The organism is Nocardia sp. NBC_00511 (assembly GCF_045161165.1).
GTDB lineage: Bacteria > Actinomycetota > Actinomycetes > Mycobacteriales > Mycobacteriaceae > Nocardia.
This window is the reverse complement of the sequence record NZ_CP107849.1, coordinates 1,075,471-1,099,686: the sequence shown is the minus strand read 5'-3', so window position 1 is coordinate 1,099,686 and position 24,216 is coordinate 1,075,471. Positions and strand designations below refer to the sequence as shown.

Annotated in this window: 27 protein-coding genes; 15 read left to right on the top strand and 12 right to left on the bottom strand. The window is 68.6% G+C overall.

Translation table 11 applies throughout. The features are described 5' to 3' along the window. Nucleotides 1–12 precede the first annotated feature (12 nt). The 3 genes from OG300_RS05305 (at nt 13) to OG300_RS05295 (ending at nt 1,824) form a co-directional block, all read left to right on the top strand. Complete coding sequence (locus OG300_RS05305; protein ID WP_405492709.1) at nt 13–195, top strand: hypothetical protein; 183 nt, start codon at nt 13–15, stop codon at nt 193–195. Between the two features lie 85 nt (nt 196–280). After that, complete coding sequence (locus OG300_RS05300) at nt 281–1,444, top strand: hypothetical protein (protein WP_405492707.1); 1,164 nt, start codon at nt 281–283, stop codon at nt 1,442–1,444. A 32-nt stretch (nt 1,445–1,476) separates the two neighbouring features. Then, nucleotides 1,477–1,824, top strand: a complete 348-nt coding sequence (locus OG300_RS05295) for a hypothetical protein (protein ID WP_405492705.1) — start codon at nt 1,477–1,479, stop codon at nt 1,822–1,824. Here the strand turns inward: OG300_RS05295 and OG300_RS05290 are convergent, their stop codons facing one another. Then, the gene (locus tag OG300_RS05290) at nt 1,825–2,463 is read right to left on the bottom strand and encodes a DedA family protein (protein ID WP_405492704.1); all 639 of its coding nucleotides are present in this window, start codon (nt 2,461–2,463) and stop codon (nt 1,825–1,827) included. 108 nt (nt 2,464–2,571) lie between these two features. On the opposite strand from OG300_RS05290, the gene OG300_RS05285 reads away from it, so the two are divergent. From OG300_RS05285 to OG300_RS05275, 3 genes are read left to right on the top strand one after another with little or no spacing between them, the layout of a single operon-like run. Next, nucleotides 2,572–3,150, top strand: a complete 579-nt coding sequence (locus OG300_RS05285; RefSeq protein WP_405492702.1) for a TetR family transcriptional regulator — start codon at nt 2,572–2,574, stop codon at nt 3,148–3,150. Then, complete coding sequence (locus OG300_RS05280; protein ID WP_405492700.1) at nt 3,147–4,346, top strand: NADH:flavin oxidoreductase; 1,200 nt, start codon at nt 3,147–3,149, stop codon at nt 4,344–4,346. The genes OG300_RS05285 and OG300_RS05280 overlap by 4 nt, the downstream gene beginning before the upstream one ends. Then, entirely contained in the window at nt 4,343–5,083 is a 741-nt protein-coding gene (locus OG300_RS05275; RefSeq protein ID WP_405492698.1) for an SDR family oxidoreductase, read from the top strand. Before OG300_RS05280 ends, OG300_RS05275 begins: the two co-directional genes overlap by 4 nt. 42 nt (nt 5,084–5,125) lie before the next feature. On the opposite strand, the gene OG300_RS05270 is transcribed toward OG300_RS05275, so the two are convergent. Beyond that, nucleotides 5,126–6,337 (bottom strand): pyridoxal phosphate-dependent aminotransferase, encoded by a 1,212-nt coding sequence (locus tag OG300_RS05270; protein WP_405492696.1) that lies wholly within the window; start codon nt 6,335–6,337, stop codon nt 5,126–5,128. Nucleotides 6,338–6,430: 93 nt separating this feature from the next. Here OG300_RS05270 and OG300_RS05265 point away from each other — a divergent pair, with 93 nt between their 5' ends. Both OG300_RS05265 and OG300_RS05260 read left to right on the top strand, forming a co-directional pair. Beyond that, a complete protein-coding gene (locus OG300_RS05265) occupies nt 6,431–7,009 on the top strand; it encodes a winged helix-turn-helix transcriptional regulator (protein ID WP_405492694.1) in 579 nt (192 codons plus the stop codon). Nucleotides 7,010–7,086: 77 nt separating this feature from the next. Continuing rightward, nucleotides 7,087–7,773 (top strand): SIMPL domain-containing protein, encoded by a 687-nt coding sequence (locus OG300_RS05260; RefSeq protein ID WP_405492692.1) that lies wholly within the window; start codon nt 7,087–7,089, stop codon nt 7,771–7,773. Nucleotides 7,774–7,834: 61 nt separating this feature from the next. On the opposite strand, the gene OG300_RS05255 is transcribed toward OG300_RS05260, so the two are convergent. From OG300_RS05255 to OG300_RS05245, 3 genes are all read right to left on the bottom strand, one after another. Continuing rightward, a complete protein-coding gene (locus tag OG300_RS05255; protein ID WP_405492690.1) occupies nt 7,835–8,644 on the bottom strand; it encodes a hypothetical protein in 810 nt (269 codons plus the stop codon). Nucleotides 8,645–8,740: 96 nt separating this feature from the next. Then, on the bottom strand, nt 8,741–10,240 hold the full coding sequence (locus tag OG300_RS05250; RefSeq protein WP_405492688.1) for a class I SAM-dependent RNA methyltransferase: 1,500 nt from the start codon (nt 10,238–10,240) through the stop codon (nt 8,741–8,743). Beyond that, nucleotides 10,237–12,228: an APC family permease gene (locus OG300_RS05245; protein ID WP_405492686.1), complete on the bottom strand. Its 1,992-nt coding sequence runs from the start codon at nt 12,226–12,228 to the stop codon at nt 10,237–10,239. The genes OG300_RS05250 and OG300_RS05245 overlap by 4 nt, the downstream gene beginning before the upstream one ends. A 261-nt stretch (nt 12,229–12,489) precedes the next feature. On the opposite strand from OG300_RS05245, the gene OG300_RS05240 reads away from it, so the two are divergent. Together OG300_RS05240 and OG300_RS05235 are read left to right on the top strand one after the other, a co-directional pair. After that, on the top strand, nt 12,490–13,155 hold the full coding sequence (locus tag OG300_RS05240) for a potassium channel family protein (protein ID WP_405492684.1): 666 nt from the start codon (nt 12,490–12,492) through the stop codon (nt 13,153–13,155). A 3-nt stretch (nt 13,156–13,158) separates the two neighbouring features. Next, nucleotides 13,159–13,857 carry a potassium channel family protein gene (locus OG300_RS05235; protein ID WP_405492682.1) on the top strand — a complete coding sequence of 233 codons (699 nt, stop codon included), beginning with the start codon at nt 13,159–13,161 and terminating at the stop codon, nt 13,855–13,857. Between the two features lie 90 nt (nt 13,858–13,947). Here OG300_RS05235 and OG300_RS05230 read toward each other — a convergent pair whose 3' ends face one another. The 3 genes from OG300_RS05230 to OG300_RS05220 form a co-directional block, all read right to left on the bottom strand. Continuing rightward, the gene (locus tag OG300_RS05230) at nt 13,948–14,556 is read right to left on the bottom strand and encodes a sigma-70 family RNA polymerase sigma factor (protein ID WP_405498483.1); all 609 of its coding nucleotides are present in this window, start codon (nt 14,554–14,556) and stop codon (nt 13,948–13,950) included. Nucleotides 14,557–14,822: 266 nt separating this feature from the next. Further along, entirely contained in the window at nt 14,823–15,443 is a 621-nt protein-coding gene (locus tag OG300_RS05225; RefSeq protein WP_405498482.1) for a DUF3159 domain-containing protein, read from the bottom strand. A 203-nt stretch (nt 15,444–15,646) separates the two neighbouring features. Continuing rightward, a complete protein-coding gene (locus OG300_RS05220) occupies nt 15,647–16,039 on the bottom strand; it encodes an OB-fold nucleic acid binding domain-containing protein (RefSeq protein ID WP_405492680.1) in 393 nt (130 codons plus the stop codon). Between the two features lie 119 nt (nt 16,040–16,158). Between OG300_RS05220 and OG300_RS05215 the strand changes: the two genes are divergently transcribed. Then, nucleotides 16,159–16,920 (top strand): alpha/beta fold hydrolase, encoded by a 762-nt coding sequence (locus tag OG300_RS05215; RefSeq protein WP_405492678.1) that lies wholly within the window; start codon nt 16,159–16,161, stop codon nt 16,918–16,920. Between the two features lie 90 nt (nt 16,921–17,010). Here the strand turns inward: OG300_RS05215 and OG300_RS05210 are convergent, their stop codons facing one another. Both OG300_RS05210 and dut read right to left on the bottom strand, forming a co-directional pair. Continuing rightward, a complete protein-coding gene (locus tag OG300_RS05210; protein WP_405498481.1) occupies nt 17,011–17,871 on the bottom strand; it encodes a DUF3710 domain-containing protein in 861 nt (286 codons plus the stop codon). 5 nt (nt 17,872–17,876) lie between these two features. Next, nucleotides 17,877–18,377, bottom strand: coding sequence for a dUTP diphosphatase (dut, locus tag OG300_RS05205; RefSeq protein ID WP_405492676.1), 501 nt, complete (start codon nt 18,375–18,377; stop codon nt 17,877–17,879). Nucleotides 18,378–18,429: 52 nt separating this feature from the next. On the opposite strand from dut, the gene OG300_RS05200 reads away from it, so the two are divergent. Beyond that, entirely contained in the window at nt 18,430–18,945 is a 516-nt protein-coding gene (locus tag OG300_RS05200; protein WP_405492674.1) for a DUF3093 domain-containing protein, read from the top strand. A gap of 129 nt (nt 18,946–19,074) precedes the next feature. Here OG300_RS05200 and OG300_RS05195 read toward each other — a convergent pair whose 3' ends face one another. Then, nucleotides 19,075–19,377 (bottom strand): DUF4193 domain-containing protein, encoded by a 303-nt coding sequence (locus tag OG300_RS05195; RefSeq protein WP_405492672.1) that lies wholly within the window; start codon nt 19,375–19,377, stop codon nt 19,075–19,077. 490 nt (nt 19,378–19,867) lie between these two features. Here OG300_RS05195 and cei point away from each other — a divergent pair, with 490 nt between their 5' ends. After that, entirely contained in the window at nt 19,868–20,545 is a 678-nt protein-coding gene (cei, locus tag OG300_RS05190; protein ID WP_405492670.1) for an envelope integrity protein Cei, read from the top strand. A gap of 168 nt (nt 20,546–20,713) precedes the next feature. Here cei and OG300_RS05185 read toward each other — a convergent pair whose 3' ends face one another. Continuing rightward, nucleotides 20,714–21,631 (bottom strand): inositol monophosphatase family protein, encoded by a 918-nt coding sequence (locus tag OG300_RS05185; RefSeq protein ID WP_405492668.1) that lies wholly within the window; start codon nt 21,629–21,631, stop codon nt 20,714–20,716. A 101-nt stretch (nt 21,632–21,732) separates the two neighbouring features. Between OG300_RS05185 and ppgK the strand changes: the two genes are divergently transcribed. Then, nucleotides 21,733–22,491: a polyphosphate--glucose phosphotransferase gene (ppgK, locus tag OG300_RS05180; RefSeq protein ID WP_405492666.1), complete on the top strand. Its 759-nt coding sequence runs from the start codon at nt 21,733–21,735 to the stop codon at nt 22,489–22,491. Nucleotides 22,492–22,596: 105 nt separating this feature from the next. Next, the gene (locus OG300_RS05175; RefSeq protein WP_405498480.1) at nt 22,597–24,063 is read left to right on the top strand and encodes an RNA polymerase sigma factor; all 1,467 of its coding nucleotides are present in this window, start codon (nt 22,597–22,599) and stop codon (nt 24,061–24,063) included. Nucleotides 24,064–24,216: the final 153 nt, after the last annotated feature.

Below are 24,216 nucleotides of genomic sequence, written 5' to 3'. Positions count from 1 at the left end.
TACCCTGGATTCGTGGGTGTCATAGGCGAACTCTTTCCCGGCAAGAAGCTGGAAGACGAAGGCAGCGGCGACAGCGACGGCCAGTCGCACCGCCCGCGCCTGGCCGTCGACCTCGACGCCGGAGTGATCCGGCTGTCCCCCACCCGCCCCACCGAACCCGACGAGCAGCCCGAAGCGCCCACCTCGCCGATGTAGTGCCCACCCGCTAGGGTGATCCGGTGCCGCGAGGGCTGCGGTAGTGCCGGTGGGCCCGCGGGGCCGGAGTAGGGGCGGAAACAGCGTGACCGACAACCAGGATGGCCGCTCGGACGCCCACGGAAACCCGAACCCCGGTGTGCCGGGCGGGTATCCGCAGCAGCCCTACGGACATCAGGACGCCTGGCAGCAACAGCCCGAATACGCCGAGACCCAGCGGGGATACGCCTGGGGTGGGCAGCCGGAGCAGCAAGCATGGGGCGCGCCCGAGCACGCGGGCTACGGCGCACAACCGCAGGCCGCGTACCCGGGATATGTTGCGGGACAGCAGCAACCGGAGCAGGCGGGATACGGCCAGCCGCAGTTCGCGGGCTACGCACCCGGCTTCTCGGGATACGGTGCCGGGCAGCAGCAGGCCGGTTATGGCACCGGGCAGCCCGGATACCCGGTCGGGGCCACACCGCCGCCGTATTACGGTGATCCACAACAGGTTTCGGGCTACGGTCAGCCGCCGACACCGCCGCCGGGGAACAAGCGACTATGGGTGATCCTCGCCGCCGTGGCCGCGGTGATCGTCCTGATCGGCAGCGGCATCACGGCTTTCGTGCTGACCCGCGACTCCTCCGACGGCTCCACCACCGCCGCCCCGGCCAGCACCGGCACCACCGCGCCCACCGGCACCAAGGCCGGGAGCGCGCCCACCAGCGGCGCGGCCCCGAAGAGCGGGTTGAAGACCGTGACCGCCCCGACCATGGGCATCGCCTACGACGTGCCCGCCGGGTTCACCGTCTCACCGGTCGCGACGACGTCCGCGCTCACCGGCAACGACGGCATGGTCATCGGCTACGGCCGTGCCACCGAGGGCGACGGCTACTGCCCCGGCTCCGCCTACCGCACCCTCGCCTTCGTCGCCCCGTCGATGCTCACCGACCCCGCCGCGGCGGCCACCAACGTGACGAAAATCGGTGTGGAGGGCGGGTATTCGGACCCGACCGGCGGCAAGCCCGGCGCACCCACCGCGGTCACCACCACCTCCGGCATCACCGGGCAGCAGGTCGAGGCCTCCGGTGCCTGGAAGCCCACCATCTCCGGTTGCACCACGTCGAGCTACTCGATCTACACCTTCGCCTTCACCGGTCCGCAGAAGACCACGCTGGCGCTGAGCATCCTCGTCGACCGCGGCACCCCGGGCGAGTTGCCCGCCGATCAGGCCAAGGCGATCATCGCCAGCCTGCGCACCGCCTCCTGAACGGGCGGCCCGCCGGTCCATAGACTGGCCGGGTGCCGCTCGTAGAGGTGACCCATCGCCCGGATCTGCCGGAGGCCGTGCTGCTGGAACTCGGTGCGCGACTGCCGCATCTGGTGTCGGTGGCCGTCGAATGCCCCGAGGAACCCTACGACCACGAGCTGCGACCCGGCGATGTGGAGGTGCGGTTCCGGCCGTGGGGTCGCTTCGATCGCTGCGGCGTGGACGTGGTGATCGAGGTCCGCTCCAAGTACTTCGATTCGCGCGCGGGCAACCGGCAGGAACGCTGTGACGAGCTGCTCACCGAGCTCGAGAAGTTCATTGACGCCGAGATCGGCATCTATCTGTCACTGCCCGTCGCGGCCTGGGCGCAGAGCGAATAGTCAAGCCGCGGGCGGGGTTTCGGCCACCTGCTCCGCACCCGCGCGGCGGTGCTGCCGCCACTTCCAGTAGGCCAGCGCCAGGAGTGCCACGACCGGGATCACGAACACCAGGTCGGAGTCGATGCGCCGGGCGATGACCGTGAACGACTGGCCCACCAGGTATCCGGCCAGCACCAGCGCCGAGCCCCACAGGATCGCGCCCGCCGTGCTGGCGAGCAGGAAGGTGCGGAAAGGCATGGGCGACATGCCGACCAGTTGCGGGAGCATGGTGCGGAAGAAGGCGCTGAAGCGGCCGATCAGGATCGCCCATGCCCCGCGGCGGCGCAGGAACTCCCCCGCGCTGTCGATGTCGGTGCGGTAGCGGTCGAAGATCGACCACCGCAGCATGCGGGTGCCGTAGCGGCGCCCCAGCCAGTAGCCGATGCTCGCGCCGACGATCGCGGACACGATGACCAGCGCGAGGGTGACCGGGATGCCCAGGTGCCCCTGACTGGCGGCCACGCCCGCGAGGATCGCGGCGGTGTCGCCGGGGACCAGCAGTCCCAGCACCATCGACTCCTCGGCGACCACCAGCAGCCCGACCACCACATAGGTCCAGACGGCGGGGAAGCCGAGTATTCGCTGTAGCAGCGAGTCCATAGCCAGGGACGCTAACCGGCGCGTGCCCGAGATCGGCGCAGCCACGCACTGTTCCGCCGATTCAATCACTGATTGAATTACTGATTGAAACGTGTTTCACTCGATGGCATGGTCGAGAAGGTCACGGTGACGGGAACCCGCGAACGGCTGCTGGCCGCCGCCGAGCAGTTGCTGCTCACCGAGCCCTACGACGAGGTGTCCGTGCGCGCCATCTGCGCGGCGGCGGGCGCGAATCCGGCTGCCGTGCACTATCACTACGGCTGCAAGGAGGCGCTGGTCGGCGCACTCATCGAGGACCGGCTCGGACCGCTGTGGGCCACCGGGCTGGCGGAGGCGACCGCCGGACGCGATTCGGTGCCCGCGGTGGTGGACACCATCCTCGCGCCGTTCCGGGAACTCGCCCTGGATCCGCTGGGCCGCCTGCACCTTCGGCTGCTGGCGCGCTTCGTGATCGGCAGGCACCTGACGCAGTGGCAGGGGCCGTGGTTCCGGATGGACTCGTGGGCGGCGCTGCTGCCCGAACTGCGACCCAGCCTGGCGCGGCGGCGCTGGATGCTCGCCTTCGACCTCATCATCATGCGGTTCGGCAGTCCCGAGATCGAGGATTCCGGGATGTCCGACGCCGCCGTGACGGCCCTGCGAGATTTCGTGGTGGCCGGACTCACCGCACCGGGAGAACACTCGTGACCGATATCTTCACCCCCGCCCGCCTCGGGCCGATCACCTTGCGCAACAGGGTGATCAAGGCCGCCACCTTCGAAGGACGCACCCCCGACGCGCTGGTCACCGACGACCTCGTCGAATTCCATCGCGAAGTGGCCGCGGGCGGGGTCGGCATGACCACGGTCGCGTACTGCGCCGTCGCGCCGGGCGGGCGCACCGATCACCATCAGCTGTGGATGCGACCGGAAGCCGTTGCGGGACTGCGGAAACTGACCGACGCCGTGCACGGCGAAGGGGCGGCGGCGAGCGCGCAGATCGGGCACGCCGGGCCGGTGGCCAACGCGGCGTCCAACCGGGTGCCCGCGCTCGCGCCGACGCGGATGTTCAGCCCGCTCAGCATGAAGGTGATGCGGTCGCCCGACGAGGCCGGGATCCGGGAAGTCATTGCCGCGCACGCGAATGCGGCGCGGCTGGCCGAGGAGTCGGGCTTCGACGCGATCGAGATCCACTTCGGCCACAACTATCTGGTCAGCTCGTTTCTGAGCCCGCTGCTCAATCATCGCCGGGACCGGTGGGGCGGATCGCTGGACAATCGGGCACGGATGGCTCGCGAAATCGCCCGCGCGGTAAGGGAAGCCGTCGGTGATCGGCTGGCGGTCACCGCCAAGCTGAACATGGAGGACGGTCGGCGCGGCGGGCTCACCGTGCCCGAGAGTCTCCAGGTGGCGGCCTGGCTGGAGGTCGATGGAGCGCTCGACGCCCTCGAACTCACCGCGGGCAGTTCACTGCTCAATCCGATGCTGCTGTTCCACGGCGACGCGCCCCGGCGCGAATTCGCGAAAGTGCTGCCGGGACCGGCACGCTGGGGTTTCCGGCTCGTCGGCCGCGCCTTCCTGAAGGAATACCCGTATCAGGAGGCGTTCCTGCTCGAACGCGCCCGGCACTTCCGGCGTGAGCTGAGCATGCCGCTGATCCTGCTGGGCGGCATCACCAACCTCGACACCATGAACATCGCGCGGGCCGAGGGCTTCGAGTTCGTCGCCATGGGCCGCGCCCTGCTGCGCGAGCCGAACCTGTTGCGGCGCATCCAATCCGATGCGAGCACCCGTTCGGCGTGCGTGCACTGCAATGCCTGCATGCCCACCATCTACACCCGCACCCGCTGCGTCTTCCGGCCCGACCGGACGATGCTCACGCTCGAGGAGACACCCCAGCTATGAGTGCTCGACTGTCCGGCCGCGTCGCATTGATCAGCGGAGCGGCCTCCGGCATGGGCGCGTCCCATGCGCGCGCCTTCGTCGCCGAGGGCGCGTCCGTGGTGATCGGTGACATCGCCGACGAGGCGGGTGCGAAGCTCGCCGCCGAACTCGGTGACGCGGCGGTATTCACCCACCTGGACGTGACCCGCGGCGCGGACTGGGATCTCGCGGTCGCCACCGCGGTGGAGCGCTTCGGCAAGCTCGACGTGCTGGTCAACAATGCGGGCATCCTCGACGCCGGGCCGATCGGCACCTACACCGAGAAGCAGTGGCAGCACACGCTTTCCATCAATCTCACCGGGCCGTTCCTGGGATTGACCGCCGCCCGGGACGCGCTGGTGTCGGCGCGGCCGTCCTCGGTGGTCAATATCTCCTCGGCGGCCGGGATCCAGGGCGTGCCCGGCGTGCACGCCTACACGGCATCGAAATTCGGGCTGCGCGGACTCACCAAATCGGCCGCACTGGAACTGGCTCCGCACGGGGTGCGGGTGAATTCGGTGCATCCGGGCGGGATTCTGACCCCGATGCTCGGCGCGCCCGAGGGCACCACGCTCGATCGGGGTGCGAACACGCTCAAAAGGCTCGGGCTGCCGGAGGAGGTCACCTCGCTGGTGGTGTACCTCGCCAGCACCGAATCCAGCTACTGCAACGGCGCGGAGTACGTCGTCGACGGTGGCATGACGGCCGGACGGGCCTGAAAACGCCGGGTGCGCCGGATGATTCCGGCGCGCCCTGTCACGTCACTGCTTGTAGGTCGCCAGGAAGCGGCCAATGCGTTCGATGATCGCCTCCAGTTCGTCGGCGTGCGGCAGCGTCACGATCCGGAAGTGGTCGGGCTTGGGCCAATTGAAGCCGGTGCCCTGCACGATGTGGATCTTCTCGCGCAGCAGCAGATCCAGCACGAAGCGCTCGTCGTCGTGGATCGGATACACGTCGAGGTCGATGCGCGGGAAGGCGTACAGCGCGCCCTTCGGCTTCACGCACGAGATGCCCGGAATCGCGTTGAGCGACTCCCACGCCCGATCCCGCTGCTCGTGCAGTCGACCACCCGGCAGGGTCAGATCGTAGATGCTCTGATGCCCGCCGAGCGCGGCCTGAATCGCCTGCTGCGCAGGGACATTCGCGCACAGCCGCAGGCCCGCGAGCATGGTGAGACCCTCGAGATAGCTCTGCGCGTGCTCGGTCGGGCCCGACACCACCAGCCAGCCCGAACGGAAACCGGCGGCGCGGTAGGACTTCGAGAGCCCGGAGAAGGTGAGGCACAACAGATCCGGGGCCAGTGACGCGGTCGCGGTGTGGGTCAGGTCGTCGTAGTAGATCTTGTCGTAGATCTCGTCGGAGAAGACCACCAGATTGTGGCGGCGGGCCACCTCCAGGATGTCGCGCAGCACATCGTCCGAATACACCGCGCCCGTCGGGTTGTTCGGGTTGATGAGCACGATGGCGCGGGTGCGGTCGGTGATCTTGGATTCGATATCGGCGACATCGGGGAACCAGTCCGCGCCCTCATCGCAGATGTAGTGCACCGGGCGGCCGCCGTTGAGGGCGGTGGCGGCGGTCCACAGCGGGAAATCCGGTGCGGGAACCAGGACTTCGTCGCCGTTCTCCAGCAGCGCCGTCATCGCCATCATGATGAGTTCGGAGACGCCGTTGCCGAGGAACACCTCCTCCACGTCGACATCCGCGAGGCCGAGGGTCTGGTAGTAGTTCACCACCGCGCGCCGGGCCGAGAGCAGACCCTTCGAGGAGGAGTAGCCGCTCGACAGCGGCAGGTTGCGGATCATGTCCTGCAGCAGTTCCGGGGGCGCTTCGAAACCGAAGGGCAGCGGGTTGCCGGTGTTGAGCTTCACGACGTGGTGCCCCTCGGCCTCCAGGCGAGCCGCCTCCTCTGCGACCGGTCCGCGGATCTCGTAGGACACGCCCGCCAGCTTGCTCGACTGCTTGACCTGCATGAAACAACCCCTTCTCGTGTGGTTGCCGCACACTCTACTTGGAAAATCCAAGTTTGCACTTGGTATTTCCAAGTTGTTGGTTACAGTGGGGTCGTGTCACGCCGAAGCTATGACCACTACTGCACCGTCAGCCGCGCCCTCGATATCGTCGGCGACCGGTGGAACCTGCTGGTGGTCCGCGAATTGTGTTCCGGCCCGCGCCGATACAGCGACCTGTTCGCCGACCTGCCCGGCATCAGCACCGATGTGCTGGCCGCGCGCCTCAAGGACCTCGAACGCGACGGCATCCTCACCAAACGCCGCATCGGACCCCGCGCGGGCACCACGCTCTACGAACTCACCCCCGAGGGCGCGGCACTGCGACCGGTGCTGGACTCGCTGTCGACCTGGGGTTCGGGGTTGCTCGGCGAACGACGACCCACCGACGCCGTCCGCGCCCACTGGTTCGCGCTGCCGCTCGGCAACGCCGTCGCCGCGCACATCGGCACCGGCACCGTCACCGTGCACATCGGCGACACCAGCTTCCACTACGTGATCGACGACACCGGGATCACCCATCACGACGGGCCCGCCGACAGCGCCGACCTCGAACTGCGCCTCGACCTCACCGAAGCCACCGAAATCGCCACCGGGGCACGCCCACTCGTCACCACCGCGGACCCCGCCGCCTGAGCGCGGCGCGGGTTGCCGCTCCGCGCGCATCGGTAGCATCGGCGGGGTCCCATCCGCATCCGAGCCCGGAGGAACCCGTGACCAGCAGCGACAACGCCCTCGGCACGATCACGACGATCGGATCCGGCAGCGCCTACGGCACACCCGACACCATGCGGGTATCGCTGTCGATCGAGACCCGCGCCGACACCGTCGCCCGCGCCTACAGCCGGGCCGGAGAACGCGCGGACGCGGTGATCGGCGTGCTGCGCGGGGACGGCGTGCCCACCCGCGACATCAACACCAGCGGACTGACCGTGCGCGCCGACACCGTGTGGACGGACGGCAACCGGGAGAAGCTGATCGGCTACATCGCCGGAACCTCGCTGACCATCACGCTGCGCGATATCGCGAATTCGCAGGGCGAGACCAAGAACGGGGACGGCGGGCCCGCCGCGATCATCGCCCACGCGGTCGACGCGGGCGGTGACGACGTGCGCCTCGGCGGACTCACCCTCACCGTCGCCGACGAGGAAGCCCTGATGGCCGGCGCCCGCGACGCGGCCTGGGATCACGCGCTCGCCAAGGCCGAACAGTACGTCCGCCGCGCCGGCGGCACCCTCGGCCCGGTGATCGAAATCACCGAGGACACCAGCGTTTCCGCGCCCTCCCCGCGCATCGCCTTCGCCGCGAGCAAGATGGCGGCCCCGGGCGAAGCGATTCCGGTCCAACTCGGCGAGAGCCAACTCAGCGCCGACATCCGCGTCACCTGGAAGCTGAACTGAGCGCACTTCTTTCCCGCTGACAGACCGGTTGCTGTCCGCCGGATTCGCGAGAGCTGCGGCGTCAGGCCTCGAGCTGCGCCAATAGGGCCGTTGCCCGAACCAGGGTGAGCTGCACGCGAAACCTGGTGGCGTCGGCGCGATTTCGATGCGGGTACGGGTCCTCGGAGGTGAGGCCGCGCAGGTCGTGCAGCAGCCGGGTGCCGTCGGCGATGGTGAGGCGACCGGTGTCGACCAGATGGCGCACGTTGCGGGTGGCGTCGAGGTCGCCGGTTCCCGCCGCGTACGCGGTGAGCTGAGTGAGCGCGGCTCGAAGTCGCTTCTCGCAGGCGGAGAATCGCTCGCGCGGATAGTGCGCGAGCGCCTTGCGCAGGTGATCCAGCGCGGTCTGCAACCCGCGCACCTCCAACTCGGTCTCCAGCAGCGCCATCCGCTCAGCGAGCCGAACCGGCAGCTGCGCAGTAGGTTTCAGCCGACATCGCGTCGCCGCCTCCAACCCTCCGCTGCCCGCCCGCGACACCGTCATCCGGTACCCGTCCACCAGCAGCGCCTTGCGCAGTCTCGGAAACCATTGCGGCAGACTCTTCTTCGCCAGCGACTCCCCCGCCAGGAACCGCTCCACCGTCGCCTCCACCAGATCCAACAGCGCCCGATCCGCCTGCGCGTCTCCCCGCGCCGCCGCGATCCGCGCCCCATAAACCGGCACCACCAGCCGCCCCCAATAGCTGTCGGCATTCACCCACAACGGCGCGCTGTACTCCGCCCGCTTGAGATCCACCCCCAACAGCAACGCCTCCAGGGAATGGAACCGCGACTGATCCCCATAGATCAGCTCGACCACCGACGCCAACGTCGGATCCGACAACGTAGTCACGCCCCCATCTTCACCCACCCCCACCCTCCCGTCCCCCCAACGCATCCCACTCCCCGAGATCCCCCGCCCAAACCAGACAAACCCACCGCTCCGGGGTCAGGCGGGTTCGAGGAGGGTTATGCACTCCACGTGGTGGGTGCCGGGGAAGGCGTCGAAGACTCGGAGGGCTGCGGGTTCGTAGCCTGCTGCTCGGTAGAGACCGAGGTCTCGGGCGAAAGCAGCTGGGTCGCAGCCGATGTGGACGATGCGGCGGGGGGTGCGGGCCGCGAGGGCGGCGATCACGTCCTTGCCCGCACCGGCTCGGGGCGGGTCGAGGACGACGACATCCGGTGGGGTGGAGGGTTGTTCGGTGATCCAGCGTTCGACTCGGTCGGCGGTCAGTTCCACCCAGGGGAGGTCGCGGAGGGAGGAGCGGCCCTCGGTGATGGCGGTGCGAGCGGATTCGATGCCGTGGACCTGCCCGGTGGGGCCGGTCTGGGTGGCCAGGCGGGCGGCGAAAACGCCTACGCCGCAATAGAGATCCCAGGTCAGGGCGCCGGTGGCGGCCTGGGACCATTCGGCGATCACGTCCGAATAGCATTGGGCGGCACCGTAGTGCGGCTGCCAGAAGCCGGTGGCGGACAGTTCCCAGCGGCGGCCCGCCACGTACTGGGCGGTGCGGCCACTGCCTTCGACGGCGTGCTCGGCGCGGGCACTGTGCGCGGCCGCGCGCCGGGCGTTGGTGCTGCGGCGATCACCACCGTTGCGGCCACGGCCGTTTCGAGTGTCGACGGGGGCCGGGGCCAGTTCGACGATGTGGCGCAGGCCGTCACCGTCCATGGCGACCACCAGGTCCGCGCCCGGCGTCCACTTCTTCTCGGCGATCCCGCTCATGGCTCCGGGCATGGGCTGCGGGCAGCGCAGATCGGTGATCACCTCGGTGCTGCGGTAACCGTGCACTCCGGCGCGACCATCGGCATCGACGACCAGCCGCATCCGGCTGCGCCATCCGGCCGGGTAGCCCGCCACCGCATCGTCGATGGATGCGACTGCCGCACCGGCCGATTCGGCCCGAGACACGGTGGAATCGCTGGACGGTGTGACGACATCGGGCCGCGCGAGCAACCCGTCGGCCAGGTGCGTGGCCACCGAACCGACCCGGCCCGGCGCTCCCACCCGAGCCGAACCATGCTGCGCGACACCGGCACCGAGAACTGCGAGCGGCACCGCGGCGGGCACCGGAATCGGTTCCACCGTGAACTCCGGTTCCCAGTTCGCGAGCCGGCGCAGCTGTTCGACGACGACGAGACGCTTGAGCTCACGCTGGTACTGCGGTGTGGCGAAGCTGAAGTCGCAGCAGCCCGCGCCACCGGGCCCGGAGACCGGGCAGGTGGCGGGGACGCGGTCGGCGGAGGGTTCCAGGATCTCGACGGCGTCGGCGCGGCAGAACGAGCCGCCGCGATCCTCGGTGACCAGGGCGCGAACCAGTTCGCCGGGCAGGCCGTGGCGCACGAACAACACCCGGCCCTCATGACGGGCGACGCAGAAGCCGCCGTGACCGGGCGCACCCAGCCGGACCTCGAAAACCGATCCCTGCCAATCCGTTCCGGCGCTCACAGCTCGTCTCCGAAACCGCGGCGCACCGAACCGGGCGCGTTGACGACGCGGCCGGGACGGGCCTTACCGGCCGAGGAGGACAGCTGCCAGGGCACGCTGGTCACCATCACGCCCGGCTCGAACAGCAGACGGCCCTTCAGCCGCAGCGCACTCTGGTTGTGCAGCAACTGTTCCCACCAGTGGCCGACCACGTATTCGGGAATGAACACGGTGACGATGTCACGCGGCGCGTCCTTGCGAACCCGCTTCACGTAATCGACCACCGGCTTGGTGATCTCACGGTACGGGGATTCGATCACCTTGAGCGGCACCGAGATATCGCTGGTCTCCCACTCCCGCACCAGGGTGCGGGTGTCGGGCTCGTCCACGTTCACGGTGATCGCCTCCAGAGTGTCGGGCCGGGTGGCGCGCGCGTAAGCCAGCGCCCGCTTGGTCGGCAGGTGCAGCTTGGACACCAGCACGATGGAATGCGTGCGACTGGGCAGCACCCCGTCCCACTCGGACTCCTCGAGCTCCCGCGACACCGTGTCGTAGTGGCGGCGAATGAGTTTCATCAGCCCGAAGATGGCCAGCATGGTGACGATCGCGATCCAGGCACCGGCCAGGAACTTGGTCACCAGCACGATGATCAGCACGGTGGCGGTCATGGTCAGGCCGATGGCGTTGATCACCCGCGACCGCTTCATCCGCGACCGCTGCGCCGGATCGGTCTCGGTGCGCAGCAGCCGCGTCCAATGCCGCAGCATGCCGGTCTGACTCAGCACGAACGACACGAACACGCCCACGATGTAGAGCTGGATGAGCCGCGTCACCTCCGCCCCGAACAGCACCACGAACGCGATCGCCGCACCGGCCAGGAAGATGATCCCGTTGCTGAACGCCAACCGGTCACCGCGAGTGTGCAACTGGCGCGGCAGGAATCGGTCCTGCGCCAGAATCGAACCCAGCACCGGGAAACCGTTGAACGCGGTGTTGGCGGCCAGCACCAGGATCAGCGCGGTGACGATGGTGATGAAGTAGAACCCGAACGGGAATCCGGCGAACACCGCCCCGGCCAGCTGCGCGACCAGCGTCTTCTGCTCGTATCCGGCGGGCGCGCCGATCAGGTCGGCGGTGTTGTGCGCGTACACCACACCGATCTTCTGGGTCAGCACGATCATGCCCATGAACAGCGAGATCGCGATGACACCGAGCAGCAGCAGCGTGGTCGCGGCATTGCGGGACTTCGGTTTCCGGAAAGCGGGCACACCGTTGCTGATGGCCTCGACACCGGTCAGCGCGGCACAGCCGGAGGAGAAGGCGCGCGCGATCAGGAACACGAACGCCAACCCGAACAGATGCTCGTCCTCGGCCTTGAGCCCGAACCCGTAGGACTCGGCGTGCACCGACTGCCCGAGCACCCCGATCCGGAAGAACCCCCAGACCAGCATGATGAACATGCCGACCATGAACGCGTAGGTCGGAATCGCGAACGCGGTGCCCGATTCTCGGACACCGCGCAGATTGATGGCGGTGAGAATCACAATCGCCGCGACCGCGAACAACACCTTGTGCGTGGAGACGAACGGCACGGCCGACCCGATATTCGAGGCCGCCGACGAAATCGACACCGCGACGGTGAGCACGTAATCCACCAGCAGCGCACTGCCGACCGTCAATCCCGCGGTGGGCCCGAGGTTCTTGGTCGCCACCTCGTAGTCACCGCCACCGGACGGATAGGCGTGCACGTTCTGCCGGTAGCTGGCCACCACCACCGCCATCACCAGCGCGACCGCGAGGCCCACCCAGGGCGCGTACGCGTACGCCGACAGGCCGGAGACCGAGAGCACCAGGAAGATCTCCTCCGGTGCGTATGCCACCGAAGACAGGGCGTCGGAAGCGAAAACCGGGAGGGCGATTCGCTTGGGCAGCAGCGTATGCCCCAGTGAGTCGCTGCGGAAAGGGCGGCCGACCAGCATGCGCTTGGCGGCCGTCGTCAACTTCGACACTCGAGGCAGCATAGGGCAGCCGGGGCGGGCCCGCGTCCACGGCGCGACGAGCCGGGTCACGGGGTCGTAGTGTTGCCTGCGACCACCGGGGTGTCGCGGGTGCGTCCTGTGACGTTTTCGCGGTTCCGGTTTGAACAACTTCCGGAGGGGGAAAGTGCCTCGGGAAAAACTCGAGCGGTACGGTTGCGACCCGGCGGTTGATTCGGGCAAAGCAGGGCAACCAGACCGCACATCACGGTTTTCGGGAATGGGGTTCGTACGGTGTACGTCGTGATCATGGGGTGTGGGCGAGTCGGCTCCTCGCTCGCCCGCGCCCTCGTCCGCATCGGCCACGAGGTCGCGGTGATCGATCAGAACTCCAGTGCCTTCCTGCGCCTGGGCCGTGACTTCCCCGGACTGTGCCTCACCGGCGTCGGCTTCGACCGGGATGTGTTGACCCGGGCCGGAATCGAACGCGCCGGCGCCTTCGCCGCCGTGTCCTCCGGTGACAACTCCAACATCATCTCCGCGCGCGTCGCCCGGGAGACCTTCGGCGTGGAGCGCGTCGTCGCCCGCATCTACGACGCCAAACGCGCCGCCGTCTACGAACGCCTCGGCATCCCCACCATCGCCACCGTGCCGTGGACCACCGACCGCTTCCTGCGCAGCCTGGTCGCCGACCAGTCCACCACCACCTGGCGCGACCCCACCGGCACCGTCGCCGTCACCGAACTCGTGCTGCACGAGGAGTGGTACGGCCGCACCGTGAAATCGCTGGAGGAGACCATCGGCGCCCGCGTCGCCTTCCTCATCCGCTTCGGCCAGGGCGTGCTGCCCGACGGCAAGACCATGCTGCAGGCCGACGACACCGTCTACATCGCCGCCACCTCCGGCACCGTCGGCGAGGCCGTCGCGCTGGCAGGCAACGCACCCGCGAGCGAGGATTAGTCAATGAAGGTTGCCATTGCGGGTGCGGGGGCCGTCGGACGCTCCATCGCCCAGGAACTGCTGCGCGGCGGCCACCAGGTGATGCTGCTCGAACGCCGCCTCGACCACATCGACCCGACCATCGCGCCCACCGCGGTGTGGACCCACGCCGACGCCTGCGAACTGGAAACCCTCGAGCAGGCCGGGCTGGAAACCTACGACGTGGTCATCGCCGCCACCGGCGACGACAAGGTCAACCTGGTGTTCGCACTGCTGGCCAAGACCGAATTCGGGGTCGGGCGCGTGGTGTCGCGGGTCAACGATCCGCGCAACGAATGGCTCTTCGACACCTCGTGGGGCGTCGACGTCGCCGTGTCCACGCCACGGCTGCTGGCCTCGCTCGTCGAGGAAGCGGTATCGGTCGGCGACCTGGTGCGGCTGATGACCCTGCGCCAGGGCCAGGCCAACCTGGTCGAGATCACCCTGCCCAACGACACCCCGTTGGCGGGCAAGGCCGTTCGCACCCTCAAACTGCCGCGCGACGCCGCCCTGGTCACCATCCTGCGCGGCGGCCGCGTCATCGTCCCGCAGGCCGACGACCCCCTGGAGGGCGACGACGAACTGCTGTTCGTCACCTCGGTCGAAGCCGAGGACGATCTACGCAAGGCCTTGGGTGTCAACGGTTTCGGCGGACATCCCGCCACCCCGGACACCGCCGCCTGACCCCGGACACCACGGTGGGCCCGTACGCAACCCCCTGCGTACGGGCCCACCGTGTCGTTCACCTCGCATGTCGCGCACGCGAATCCGCCGTCAGGAAGCGGCCCGCAACTCGGCGCGCAACTTGTTGAGCGCCCGATGCTGCATCACCCGGACCACACCCGGGCTGGTGCCGATCGCCTCCGCGGTCTCGGCGGCGGTCCAACCCAGCACGATGCGCATCACCAGCACCTCGCGATGGTTCGGAGCCAGCACCTGCATGAGATCGCGCGTGGCACGCCGGGTTTCGGACTGCAACGCCCGCTCCTCCGGCCCCGCCTCGGTGTTGGGGGCATCCGGGAACTCGGCGACCGGATACGCCGGGTGCACCTGCGCCCGGCGGAACGCGTCCGCCACCTTGTTGGCCGAAATGCCGTATACGAACGCCAGGAACGATTTGCCCTGATCGCGGTAGCGCGGAATCGCCTGCACGGTGGCCATGCAGATCTCCTGCGAGACGTCATCGGCGGTCACGTGCAGATGACCCGCCCCGCTCATGCGAGCCGCGCAGTAGCGGCGCACCAGCGGATAGACGATCCGCAGAATCTCCGAGACCGCCGCCCGGTCACCGGCTGCCGCCGGGCCGATCAACTGCTCCAATTCCGCTGCGGCACGCCGAGATTCCGACGTAGCCACCGTATTGCCCTTGCCTCCCCGCCCCACCGGGTGCCGGCGCGAGGCTGCCGTCTGCACCGCCGCACCGAGCTCCTCGCCACGGTCCTGCGCTGCCAAAGCCTTGCCGTCGGTAACCAACTCCGCGTTTCCTTTCTCGTCGCTGCTGAGAGCTTCTGAGAAAGATCGTGCTCGCTGGCGGGCCACCGAAATAGGTACCCCAGGGGTGGGTTGGTCTCCCCCCTACGGCCCCCGATCGCCCCGAAGGTGTTGCGCGGGGCGCGTTTACCGCGATAAGGGGCCGAACCTGCCCGAAATCAGGCCGCGGGCTCGGACTTACCGGCCTGCGCCACCTCGGCCCGCTCCGCCTTCGAGGTCGGCAGATGACCGGCCTTGCGCACCGCCCAGAACGTCACCAGCGCCGCGAGCGCCGTCAACGGCCAGCCCATGGCCAGTCGCGCGACCGCCAGCAGACCGGTGCTGTTGGAGTCGTAGAGGTGGTTCTGCACCACGTAGCGGGCCCCGAACACCAGCGCCCACACCGCGGTCGCGATGTCGTAGAGCCGCATCGCACGGCGATCCTGACGCCAATCCGTGCCGTGCCCGTTCAGCACGCCCCAGATGACACCCGCCAGCGGCCAGCGCACCACCAGCGACAGCAGGAACGCGCCGCCGTACACCAGGCTCGCGTAGATGCCGAACAGGAAGAAGCCCTTGGCCTCACCCATCCGGTAGGCGATGAACGCGCACACCCCGACACCGAGGAAACCGGAGATCGCGGGCTGGATCGGATCGCGGCGGATGAGCCGCCACACCAGAATCGCGGCCGCCACACCCAGCGACGCCCAGATCGCGGTGGTCAGGCCGCGCAGGGAATTGATCGGCACGAACACCAGGACCGGCAACGAGGAGTAGATCAGGCCGCTGACGCCGCCCATCTGCTCGAGCAGCGTCTGCTCGATCTCCTCTTCGCGTTCCTCCGCGACGGCTTCTCGCGCCTCCCGCTCGGTCGCCTCACGCTCCAGGGCGGCCAATTCGTCACGCAGGGTGTAGTTCACCTCGGTGACGGCGTCGGAGAGATCGGCCTCGGGCAGTGACCCCGTGGGAGTCGGCTCGTTGCTGCTGGTCGGGTTCGGCACAGTCAGGAATTCCCGCGCAATTCGTAGTAGGGGTTGAAAATCACCTTGCCGCCGTCGCGTTCACCGACGCGGCCGCGGACCAGGATACGACGGCCCGGCTCGATACCCGGGATGCGACGCCGTCCGATGAAGACCAGCGCCACACTGTCGGTGCCGTCGAAGAACTCCGCCTCGACCTCGGCGCCCGCCGATTTCGGACAGGCCTCGACGCTGCGCAGGCGGCCCAGCATGGTGACTTCCTCACCACGACGACACTCCGATGCCCGGCACGCGCCCGACGCCTCCGACGTCTCGGCGAGTTCCTCGGCATCCAAACGATCCAGATCCTCGGTCAGCCGTCGGCCGAGCCGGCGGAAGTAGCCCGAGGGGGTGTCCTTCCCCTCCGCGGATGGCATTTCGCACGCTCTCCTGTAGAGCTGGACGGCGTGGGTCGCACGTCGTTCGTTTCCTTCCACGACGCCCGGGGGTTTGCCACCCGGCCGCCCATGGCCGTACCCCCGCCACTGTAGATGCCATGGCCTGCACCCGCCACGCGGCCCGCTCTCGGTACTCTCGCCCGGTGCCAGATCTACCACGTCCGGCGGTCGCCGTCGCCCTGCCCGGAACCGGTTCCGACGCCCATTTCGCCCACCGCGCTTTCGGATCCGCTTGTGCCGCAATGGATTTGCCGTTCATCGCGGTCGACCCTGACCCGCGGCGGGTGATCGAGAGCTATCGGGCGGCCCTGGATGCCGCCGCCCGCTCGGGACCGGTGCTGGTGGCGGGGATCTCCCTCGGCGCGGCCGTCGCGATCGAATGGGCCGCCGAACACCCCGGATCCGTGTCCGGCGTGGTCGCCGCGCTACCCGCCTGGACCGGCACCGACACCACCGGCTGCCCGGCTGCCCTGAGCGCCGCGGCCACCGCCGCCCAACTGCGCGCCGACGGCCTCGACGCGGTACTGGCCCGCATGCAGGCCTCCAGCCCCGCCTGGCTGGCCGCCGCCCTGACCCGCTCGTGGCGCTCCCAATGGCCGGATCTCCCGGCCGCATTGGACGAGGCCGCCGCCTACGCCTGGCCCACCATCGACCTGCTGGGCACCATCACCGTCCCGGTCGAGATCGTCGGCGCGATCGACGACCCGGTCCATCCGTACACCGTGGCCGAACAGTGGACCGCGCTCATCCCGCGCGCCACCCTGCACACCATCACCCTCGACGAACTCGGCGCGGACCCCTCGATCCTCGGCGCCCGAGGCATCGACGCCCTGCTGCCCCGCCGCCTCCCCGCCCCATGACGACGAGAGGGCACCGCCATTTTGGCGGTGCCCTCTCGCGTGTCTTGGTCTACTGCGTGTCTTCGACTGTCGCGCAGCCCGTTCCGGACGCTAGTTCAGACCGAGCTGCTGCATGGCCGAACCCTCCGCACCGCGACGCGGCTCGGTGGGCTGGGCCGGGGGCTGGAACGGCTGACCACCCTGCATGGCGGCCATCTGCGCCTGCACGGCCTGCTGCTGGGCGGCGAGCTGCTGCTGGTGAGCGGCGGAGAGCTGGTCGGCCAGCTCCTGGGGTAGGACCACCGGCAGCGGTTCGCGAACCGGGAGCGGCTCGTCACCGCGACGAACCACGGTCTCGCCCAGGATGGCCCGGGCCGCCGCGACCAGCGGGGTGTTCTCGTCGGCCGAACCGGATGGACCGGCCGCGACCAGGCGCACCATCCACCGATAGCCGTCGACACCGATGAAACGCAGGTCCGCGCCCTCGGTGACCGCGTGTAGCTCGCGACCCCACGGACCCTGCACCACCGAGACCTGAGCCCCGTCCTTGCGCAGGGTCTCGGCCAGATCGGCTGCCACCGAACGCCATTGACCCGTGGTCTTGGGCGCGGCGTAGGCGGCGACGGTGATGCGGCCGTGCTGGGTGGCCAGGTGCACGGCCTGCGGGGTGCCGTCGGGGGTCATCTCGACCTGCAACTGCCCGCCCGGTGGCACCGGCACGATGACCGAGCCCAGGTCCAAACGCTGCTCGGCGATGGCCTCGAGGCGGTCGGCGACATCCTCGAAGTCGTAGGGTCCGACCTGCGGGCCGCGCTGCGGCTCGTCGTCGTAGTCACCGTCGTCGTATTCGGCGGCGGGCTCGGCGATTTCGTCGTAGTCCCCGTCGTCCTCGTACTCGGCCTCGTCGTACTCGACGTATTCGTCGTCGTACTGCGACTCGTCGTCGGCCTTGCTCTTCTTGCGTCCGAACACCATCGTCATGCCTCCTTGCCGGTCGCCTGACCCGGCCCACCGGACCCCGCGGCCAGGCTGGCGTGCCCACCGCTGGATCCGTATCCTCCTGCGCCGCGCGCGGTCTCGTCGAGCGTGTCGACCTCCTCGAAGTCGACCAGCTCGACGCGCTGCACCAGCAGCTGCGCGATGCGGTCACCCCGGCGGAGCTCGATGGCGGCGCGCGGATCGTGATTGATCAAGCAGACCTTGATCTCACCGCGGTAGCCGGCATCGACCGTGCCGGGGGTGTTGACGACCGACAGGCCCGCCTTGGCCGCGAGACCCGAACGGGGATGAATCAATCCGACCGTTCCGATCGGAAGTGCCACCGCGATACCGGTTCCGACGAGCACCCGCTCGCCCGGTTCGATGATGACGTCCTCTGTGGTGCACAGGTCCACGCCCGCGTCGCCCTCGTGAGCGCGCTTCGGTACGGGGATGCCGGGATCGAGCCGCAGCAGGGGGATAGGTGGAATACCGGTCACGTAGGCCGAGCCTACGCGTTCACCCCCGAAGTCATTGACCTAGTCTGAAGTCGTGTCCGACCAGCCCCCTCAGGTGACCAAGCAACCGCGGCAGCAGACCGCCGCACCCGTCTACTCCGAGCGCCTCTGGGTGCCGCTGTGGTGGTGGCCGGTGGGTCTCGTCGTCACCGGCCTGCTGGCAGCCGAAATCCACATGGGCGCACCGGGAGTCCGCGCGTGGCTGCCCTACGTGCTGCTGTTCCCGGTGCCGGTGTGGGTGCTGGTGTGGTTCTCGCGCCACCGCGTGGAGGTCACCCTCGACGCGGACGGCACCCCGGAGCTGCGGGCGGATCGCGCCCACCTGCCCGCCACTTTCGTCAAGCGGGCAGCGCCGGTGCCGACCAGCGCGAAGAGTGCGGCCTTGGGTCGTCAGCTCGACCCGGCCGCCTTCGTCCAGCATCGGGCCTGGATCGGGCCCATGGTGTTGCTCGTGCTCGACGACCCGGACGATCCGACGCCGTACTGGTTGGTCAGTACCCGCCATCCTGAACGGATCATCACCGCGCTCGGCCTGAAGGTGCCCGAATAGCTCGGGCCCTCGCGGCCGTCTGTCCCTGCGCTGATTCCGTGCTGTGCTGATTTCCCGGTTCCGCAGAGAATCCTGACCGCGCTCGGCGTGCCGAGCGCGGGCTGACGGAATCCCTACGCGGACCGCGCCTTACGCGGCGCAGTCCATGCAGATCAACTGACCGCCGGACTCACTGGCCAGTCGGCTGCGGTGGTGAACCAGGAAGCAGCTCGAGCAAGTGAACTCGTCGGCCTGCTTCGGGATCACCCGGACCGAGAGCACTTCCTCGGACAGGTCCGCGCCGGGAAGCTCGAACGACTCCGCGGTATCGGATTCGTCGATATCCACGACGGCGGACGCGGCTTCGTTGCGGCGAGCCTTCAGCTCCTCCAGCGAGTCCTCCGAGACTTCGTCGGTCTCGCTGCGCCGCGGTGCGTCATAGTCGGTTGCCATGTCGTCTTCCCCTCGTCCTTACATCCGTATATCCCGGACCGGCTCCCACCCGGCCGACTCCTCGCGGAGCCGGATCGGGGGTCACCGCCCCGCCCGTGGTGTACGTCACGCGTACACCGGTCACAGATCCGAGCCGGATACTCCTCATCCGCACCGGATCGCGCTCGGTCAACGCAGGACATGCCCTTGTTGTTCCCGAAATCGAACCCCCGATTCACCCGGGCTGTACGATCTGGGCCGCCAGACAATAGCGGACCCCGGGACAAAAGTCGCAATCAAAAGCCGCGCGAGTCGAAACTGAGGGGTAATCGTCACCGGCGAGGGAACTTCCCGAGATCTTTCCGAGCCCTGGCGAGACCCACCGTGACCTGTACCTCACCGGTCCGTGTACCCCCGGCGACACCGCTGCGACGGCGTCCCGGCGAGTCCGCGACACCGACTTGCCGGTGCCTTGCACGCGCCGATCCCAACGCTTTCGTAGAGTGTGGTCGTGGTTTCACTGATCACCCAAGGGGACTCGACCGATCCGAAGGGACGGCCGTTCATTCGTCGTCGCTGGGAACCGTGGGCGGCAATGGTGGGGGTTATCGCGCTGATCTGCGTGGGCGTGTGGTTCAAAGCGCTGACGACGACCGAGGGCGATCAGGGCGCGATGGCCTGCAACTCACCGAGCCCGGCCTCGAATACGACTGCGGCGCAACCCGCTCCACTCGGCGAACGGGTGTCGGCGTCGCGCCTACGTGATGTGGAACCCGCGGCCCTGGCCCAGTCCAAGGTGCGCGTGTTCAACGCCAACGGCCAGCGCGGCCAGGCCGCGCACGTCGCCTCGCAACTGGGCGACCTCGGCTTCGCCAGCGCTCCGGACGTCCAGATCGGCAACGATCCGGTCTACGTCAACGGAGATCTGGAGTGCACCGGGCAGATTCGCTTCGGCGTCAGCGGCCGGGCGGCCGCCGCGTCGGTGCAGTTGGTCGCGCCGTGCGCGGAACTGATCGAGGATCAGCGCCAGGACGACACCGTGGATATGGTGCTGGGCTCGCTGTTTCGCGATATTCGGCCCGATACCGACGCCGAGGAGGTGCTGAAGTCGCTGAAGAACCCGGCCCCCGGCAGCGCCCCGGCAATCGACCCGAAACTCCTGGACGCGGCCCGACACGCCAAGTGCTGAGTCTCTAGTCCCGGGTTCGGCGGCGTGAATCCCGCACCGCCCCAATCTAATAATCGACCACAGACACGAATCGCCGCGCCCGGCCGGGCGCGGCGATTCGTTGTCTCGGTCTCGGATCCGGTCTCGATCCGGCGTCGATCGTGGCGGGCGCCGGTGTCGAGTCCCCTTTCAGCCCAGCGCGATAGGGGCGGTGACATCCGTGCGCTCGAACAGGCCGAACAGTTCGTCTGCGATGCCGGGCGCGGCGGCCGCCACCAGTTCCCCTGCCGTGCCGGGTGAGTCGGGTCCCGGCAGGATCAGCCGCACCCCGGACTCGGCGGCGATCAGCGCACCCGCCGCCCAGTCCCACAGGTTCAGGCCGTGCTCGTAATAGGCGTCGGTGCGCCCCTGCGCGACCGCGCACAGGTCCAGGGCCGCCGAGCCGAAGCGCCGGATATCGCGAATGTGCGGCAGCACCCGGGCCACCAACTCGCCCTGCCGGATCCGGCGGTCGGTCGCGTACGCGAAGCCGGTGGCCACCAGCGCCATCTCCAGGGTGTCGACGGGGTTGGCGCGCAAGCGGATCGGTTCGAGGCCCGCCTCGGCGCGGTGCGCGCCCTGCCCGAGTCCGGCGCTGTAGGTGACCGCGTGGGCCACGTCGGTGACCGCTCCGGCCACCGAGACGCCGCCGCGCACCGCGGCCACCGACACCGAGTACGAGGGGATGCCGTAGACGAAGTTGACGGTGCCGTCGATCGGGTCGACGACCCAGTGCACGAGGTCCGGGTCGTCGGCGAGGCTGCCGCCGTCCTCCTCCCCCACCACCCGGTCGCCCGGGCGTAGTTCGGCAACCATTCGGCGCACCAGCGCTTCGGTCTCGGTGTCGACGATGGTGACCGGATCGGTCGGTGTGCTCTTGGACTGCACGGCATCGTCGGCCTGCGCGCCGGGCCCGAAAACCTCGGGGCGACGGGCGCGCACGTGCGCGGCGGCGGTCTCGGCCAGGTGCACCGCGAGGCGGCGCAGCTCGGCTATGTCGGAAGTGTCGGGTTTCGGAGTGGGCGTGGGGACAGTGGAAGTGAAATTCGATTCCGGCACGAGGTCCATCGCAGCACAGATCCGGCATTGCGCGCATTAGGCTTGTCGTGCACGACACAGGGGTGTGCGTGCCGGAGTCCCCGGCACCACTGGAGAACGAGGAGTGGTCCATGTCCGACCCGGGGCACGCGTTCGGCATCGATATCGGTGGCAGTGGCGTCAAGGGCGCCGCGGTCGATCTGGCCACCGGTGAACTGGTGTACGAGCGAATCAAGATCGCGACCCCGCATCCGGCCACTCCGAACGCCGTCGCCGAGGCGGTCTCGAAGCTGGTCGCGCAGTCCGGCTGGGACGGCCCGGTCGGGATCACCATGCCCAGCGTGGTGCTGCACGGGCAGATCCGGACCGCGGCCAATATCGACAAGACCTGGATCGGGATCGATGCCCGGCATCTGTTCTCGGTGGCGCTGGGCGGGCGCGAGGTGACCGTCCTCAACGACGCCGACGCCGCCGGTATGGCCGAGGACCGCTACGGCGCGGCAAAGGATCTCGACGGTTTGGTAATGCTGCTCACCTTCGGCACCGGCATCGGATCAGCAATCATGTACAACGGTGTGCTGATGCCCAACAGCGAGCTCGGGCACCTGGAGGTCGACGGCCGCGAGGCCGAGCATCGGGCGGCCGCGTCGGTGAAGGATCGGGTCGGCATGACCTATCCGGAGTGGACGCGCGAGGTGAGCAAGGTGCTCGTCACCTTGGAAAACCTGTTCTGGCCGAACGTTTTCGTGGCGGGCGGCGGTATCAGCCGCGACTACCAGGAGTGGATTCCGTTGCTCACCAACAGAACCCCGGTGGTGCCCGCGGTCCTGCGCAACACGGCAGGCATCGTCGGAGCGGCCATGGCGGTGTCAGCCGGTATCGCGCCGTAAGTAAGCTGGTTCGATCGTTACAATGGAACACATGCCCGGCGGTCAGCCGGAAACCGACACCGGCACGAGCGCCGGTTTACCCCCCGACAGAACCGCTCCGCCGGAATTCAACTCTGGCGTGACGCCGCACGAGACCGTCACGAAAGGGCGTACGTGGTAGCCACGAATACCCGAGAGACCGCCGATTCGGCCGAAGCCGCCGACTCAGCAGACACCACCGCAGCACGGCCGGTCAAGGCTGCCGCCAAGAAGGCCCCGGCCAAGAAGGTCGCGGCGAAGAAGGTCGCGGCCAAGAAGGCACCGGCCAAGAAAGCCACCAAGGCTGTCGCCAAGAAGGCGGCGACCAAGAAGGCTGGTCCCAAGACCGCGGGCGAGCCCGGGGCCGAGGGCGAGGAAGCCATCGACGACGAGTCGCTGGAACTCGACGAGCTCGATGACATCGAGGTCGACGAGGAAGAGCTCGCCGACGACGAGGAACTCGTAGACGAGGTCGAGGACGAGGAGGAGGGCGAGGCCGCCCCCGCCGCCGCGGCCGAGGAGACCGAGGAAGCCGAGGAGCCGACCGCCAAGGACAAGGCTTCCGGCGACTTCGTCTGGGACGAAGAAGAATCCGAGGCACTGCGCCAGGCCCGTAAGGACGCCGAGCTCACCGCTTCGGCCGACTCGGTCCGCGCCTACCTCAAGCAGATCGGCAAGGTCGCGCTGCTCAACGCGGAGGAGGAGGTCGAGCTCGCCAAGCGAATCGAGGCCGGCCTCTACGCCACCGAGAAGCTGCGCGAGTTCGCCGACAAGGGCGAGAAGCTGCCGGTGCAGTCGCGCCGCGATCTGCAGTGGATCATGCGCGACGGCAACCGCGCCAAGAACCATCTGCTGGAAGCCAACCTGCGACTGGTGGTGTCGCTCGCGAAGCGCTACACCGGCCGCGGCATGGCGTTCCTGGATCTCATCCAGGAAGGCAACCTGGGTCTGATCCGCGCGGTCGAGAAGTTCGACTACACCAAGGGCTACAAGTTCTCCACGTACGCCACCTGGTGGATCCGTCAGGCCATCACCCGCGCCATGGCCGACCAGGCCCGCACCATCCGCATCCCCGTGCACATGGTCGAGGTCATCAACAAGCTCGGCCGCATCCAACGCGAACTCCTCCAGGACCTGGGCCGCGAGCCCACCCCCGAAGAGCTCGCCAAGGAAATGGACATCACGCCGGAGAAGGTGCTGGAAATCCAGCAGTACGCCCGCGAGCCCATCTCCCTCGACCAGACCATCGGCGACGAAGGTGATTCGCAGCTCGGCGATTTCATCGAAGACTCCGAAGCAGTCGTCGCCGTCGACGCGGTCAGCTTCACCCTCTTGCAGGACCAGCTCCAGTCGGTCCTCGAGACGCTCTCCGAACGCGAAGCCGGCGTAGTCCGCCTCCGCTTCGGCCTCACGGATGGCCAGCCCCGCACCCTGGACGAGATCGGCCAGGTCTACGGCGTCACCCGCGAACGCATCCGCCAGATCGAATCCAAGACCATGTCGAAGCTGCGCCACCCCAGCCGCTCGCAGGTTTTGCGGGATTACCTGGACTAGTACGACCCACACGATCGGGCCGCCGGACAAACTGTTCGGCGGCCCGTTCTGTTTCCCCGGCACGGCAAACGATCTCGACAGCGGCATCATCGCTCGCGCAATCACCACTACCGAGCCTCGCGATTCCGCCAGCGCCGCAGCCCCGTGTCTCCC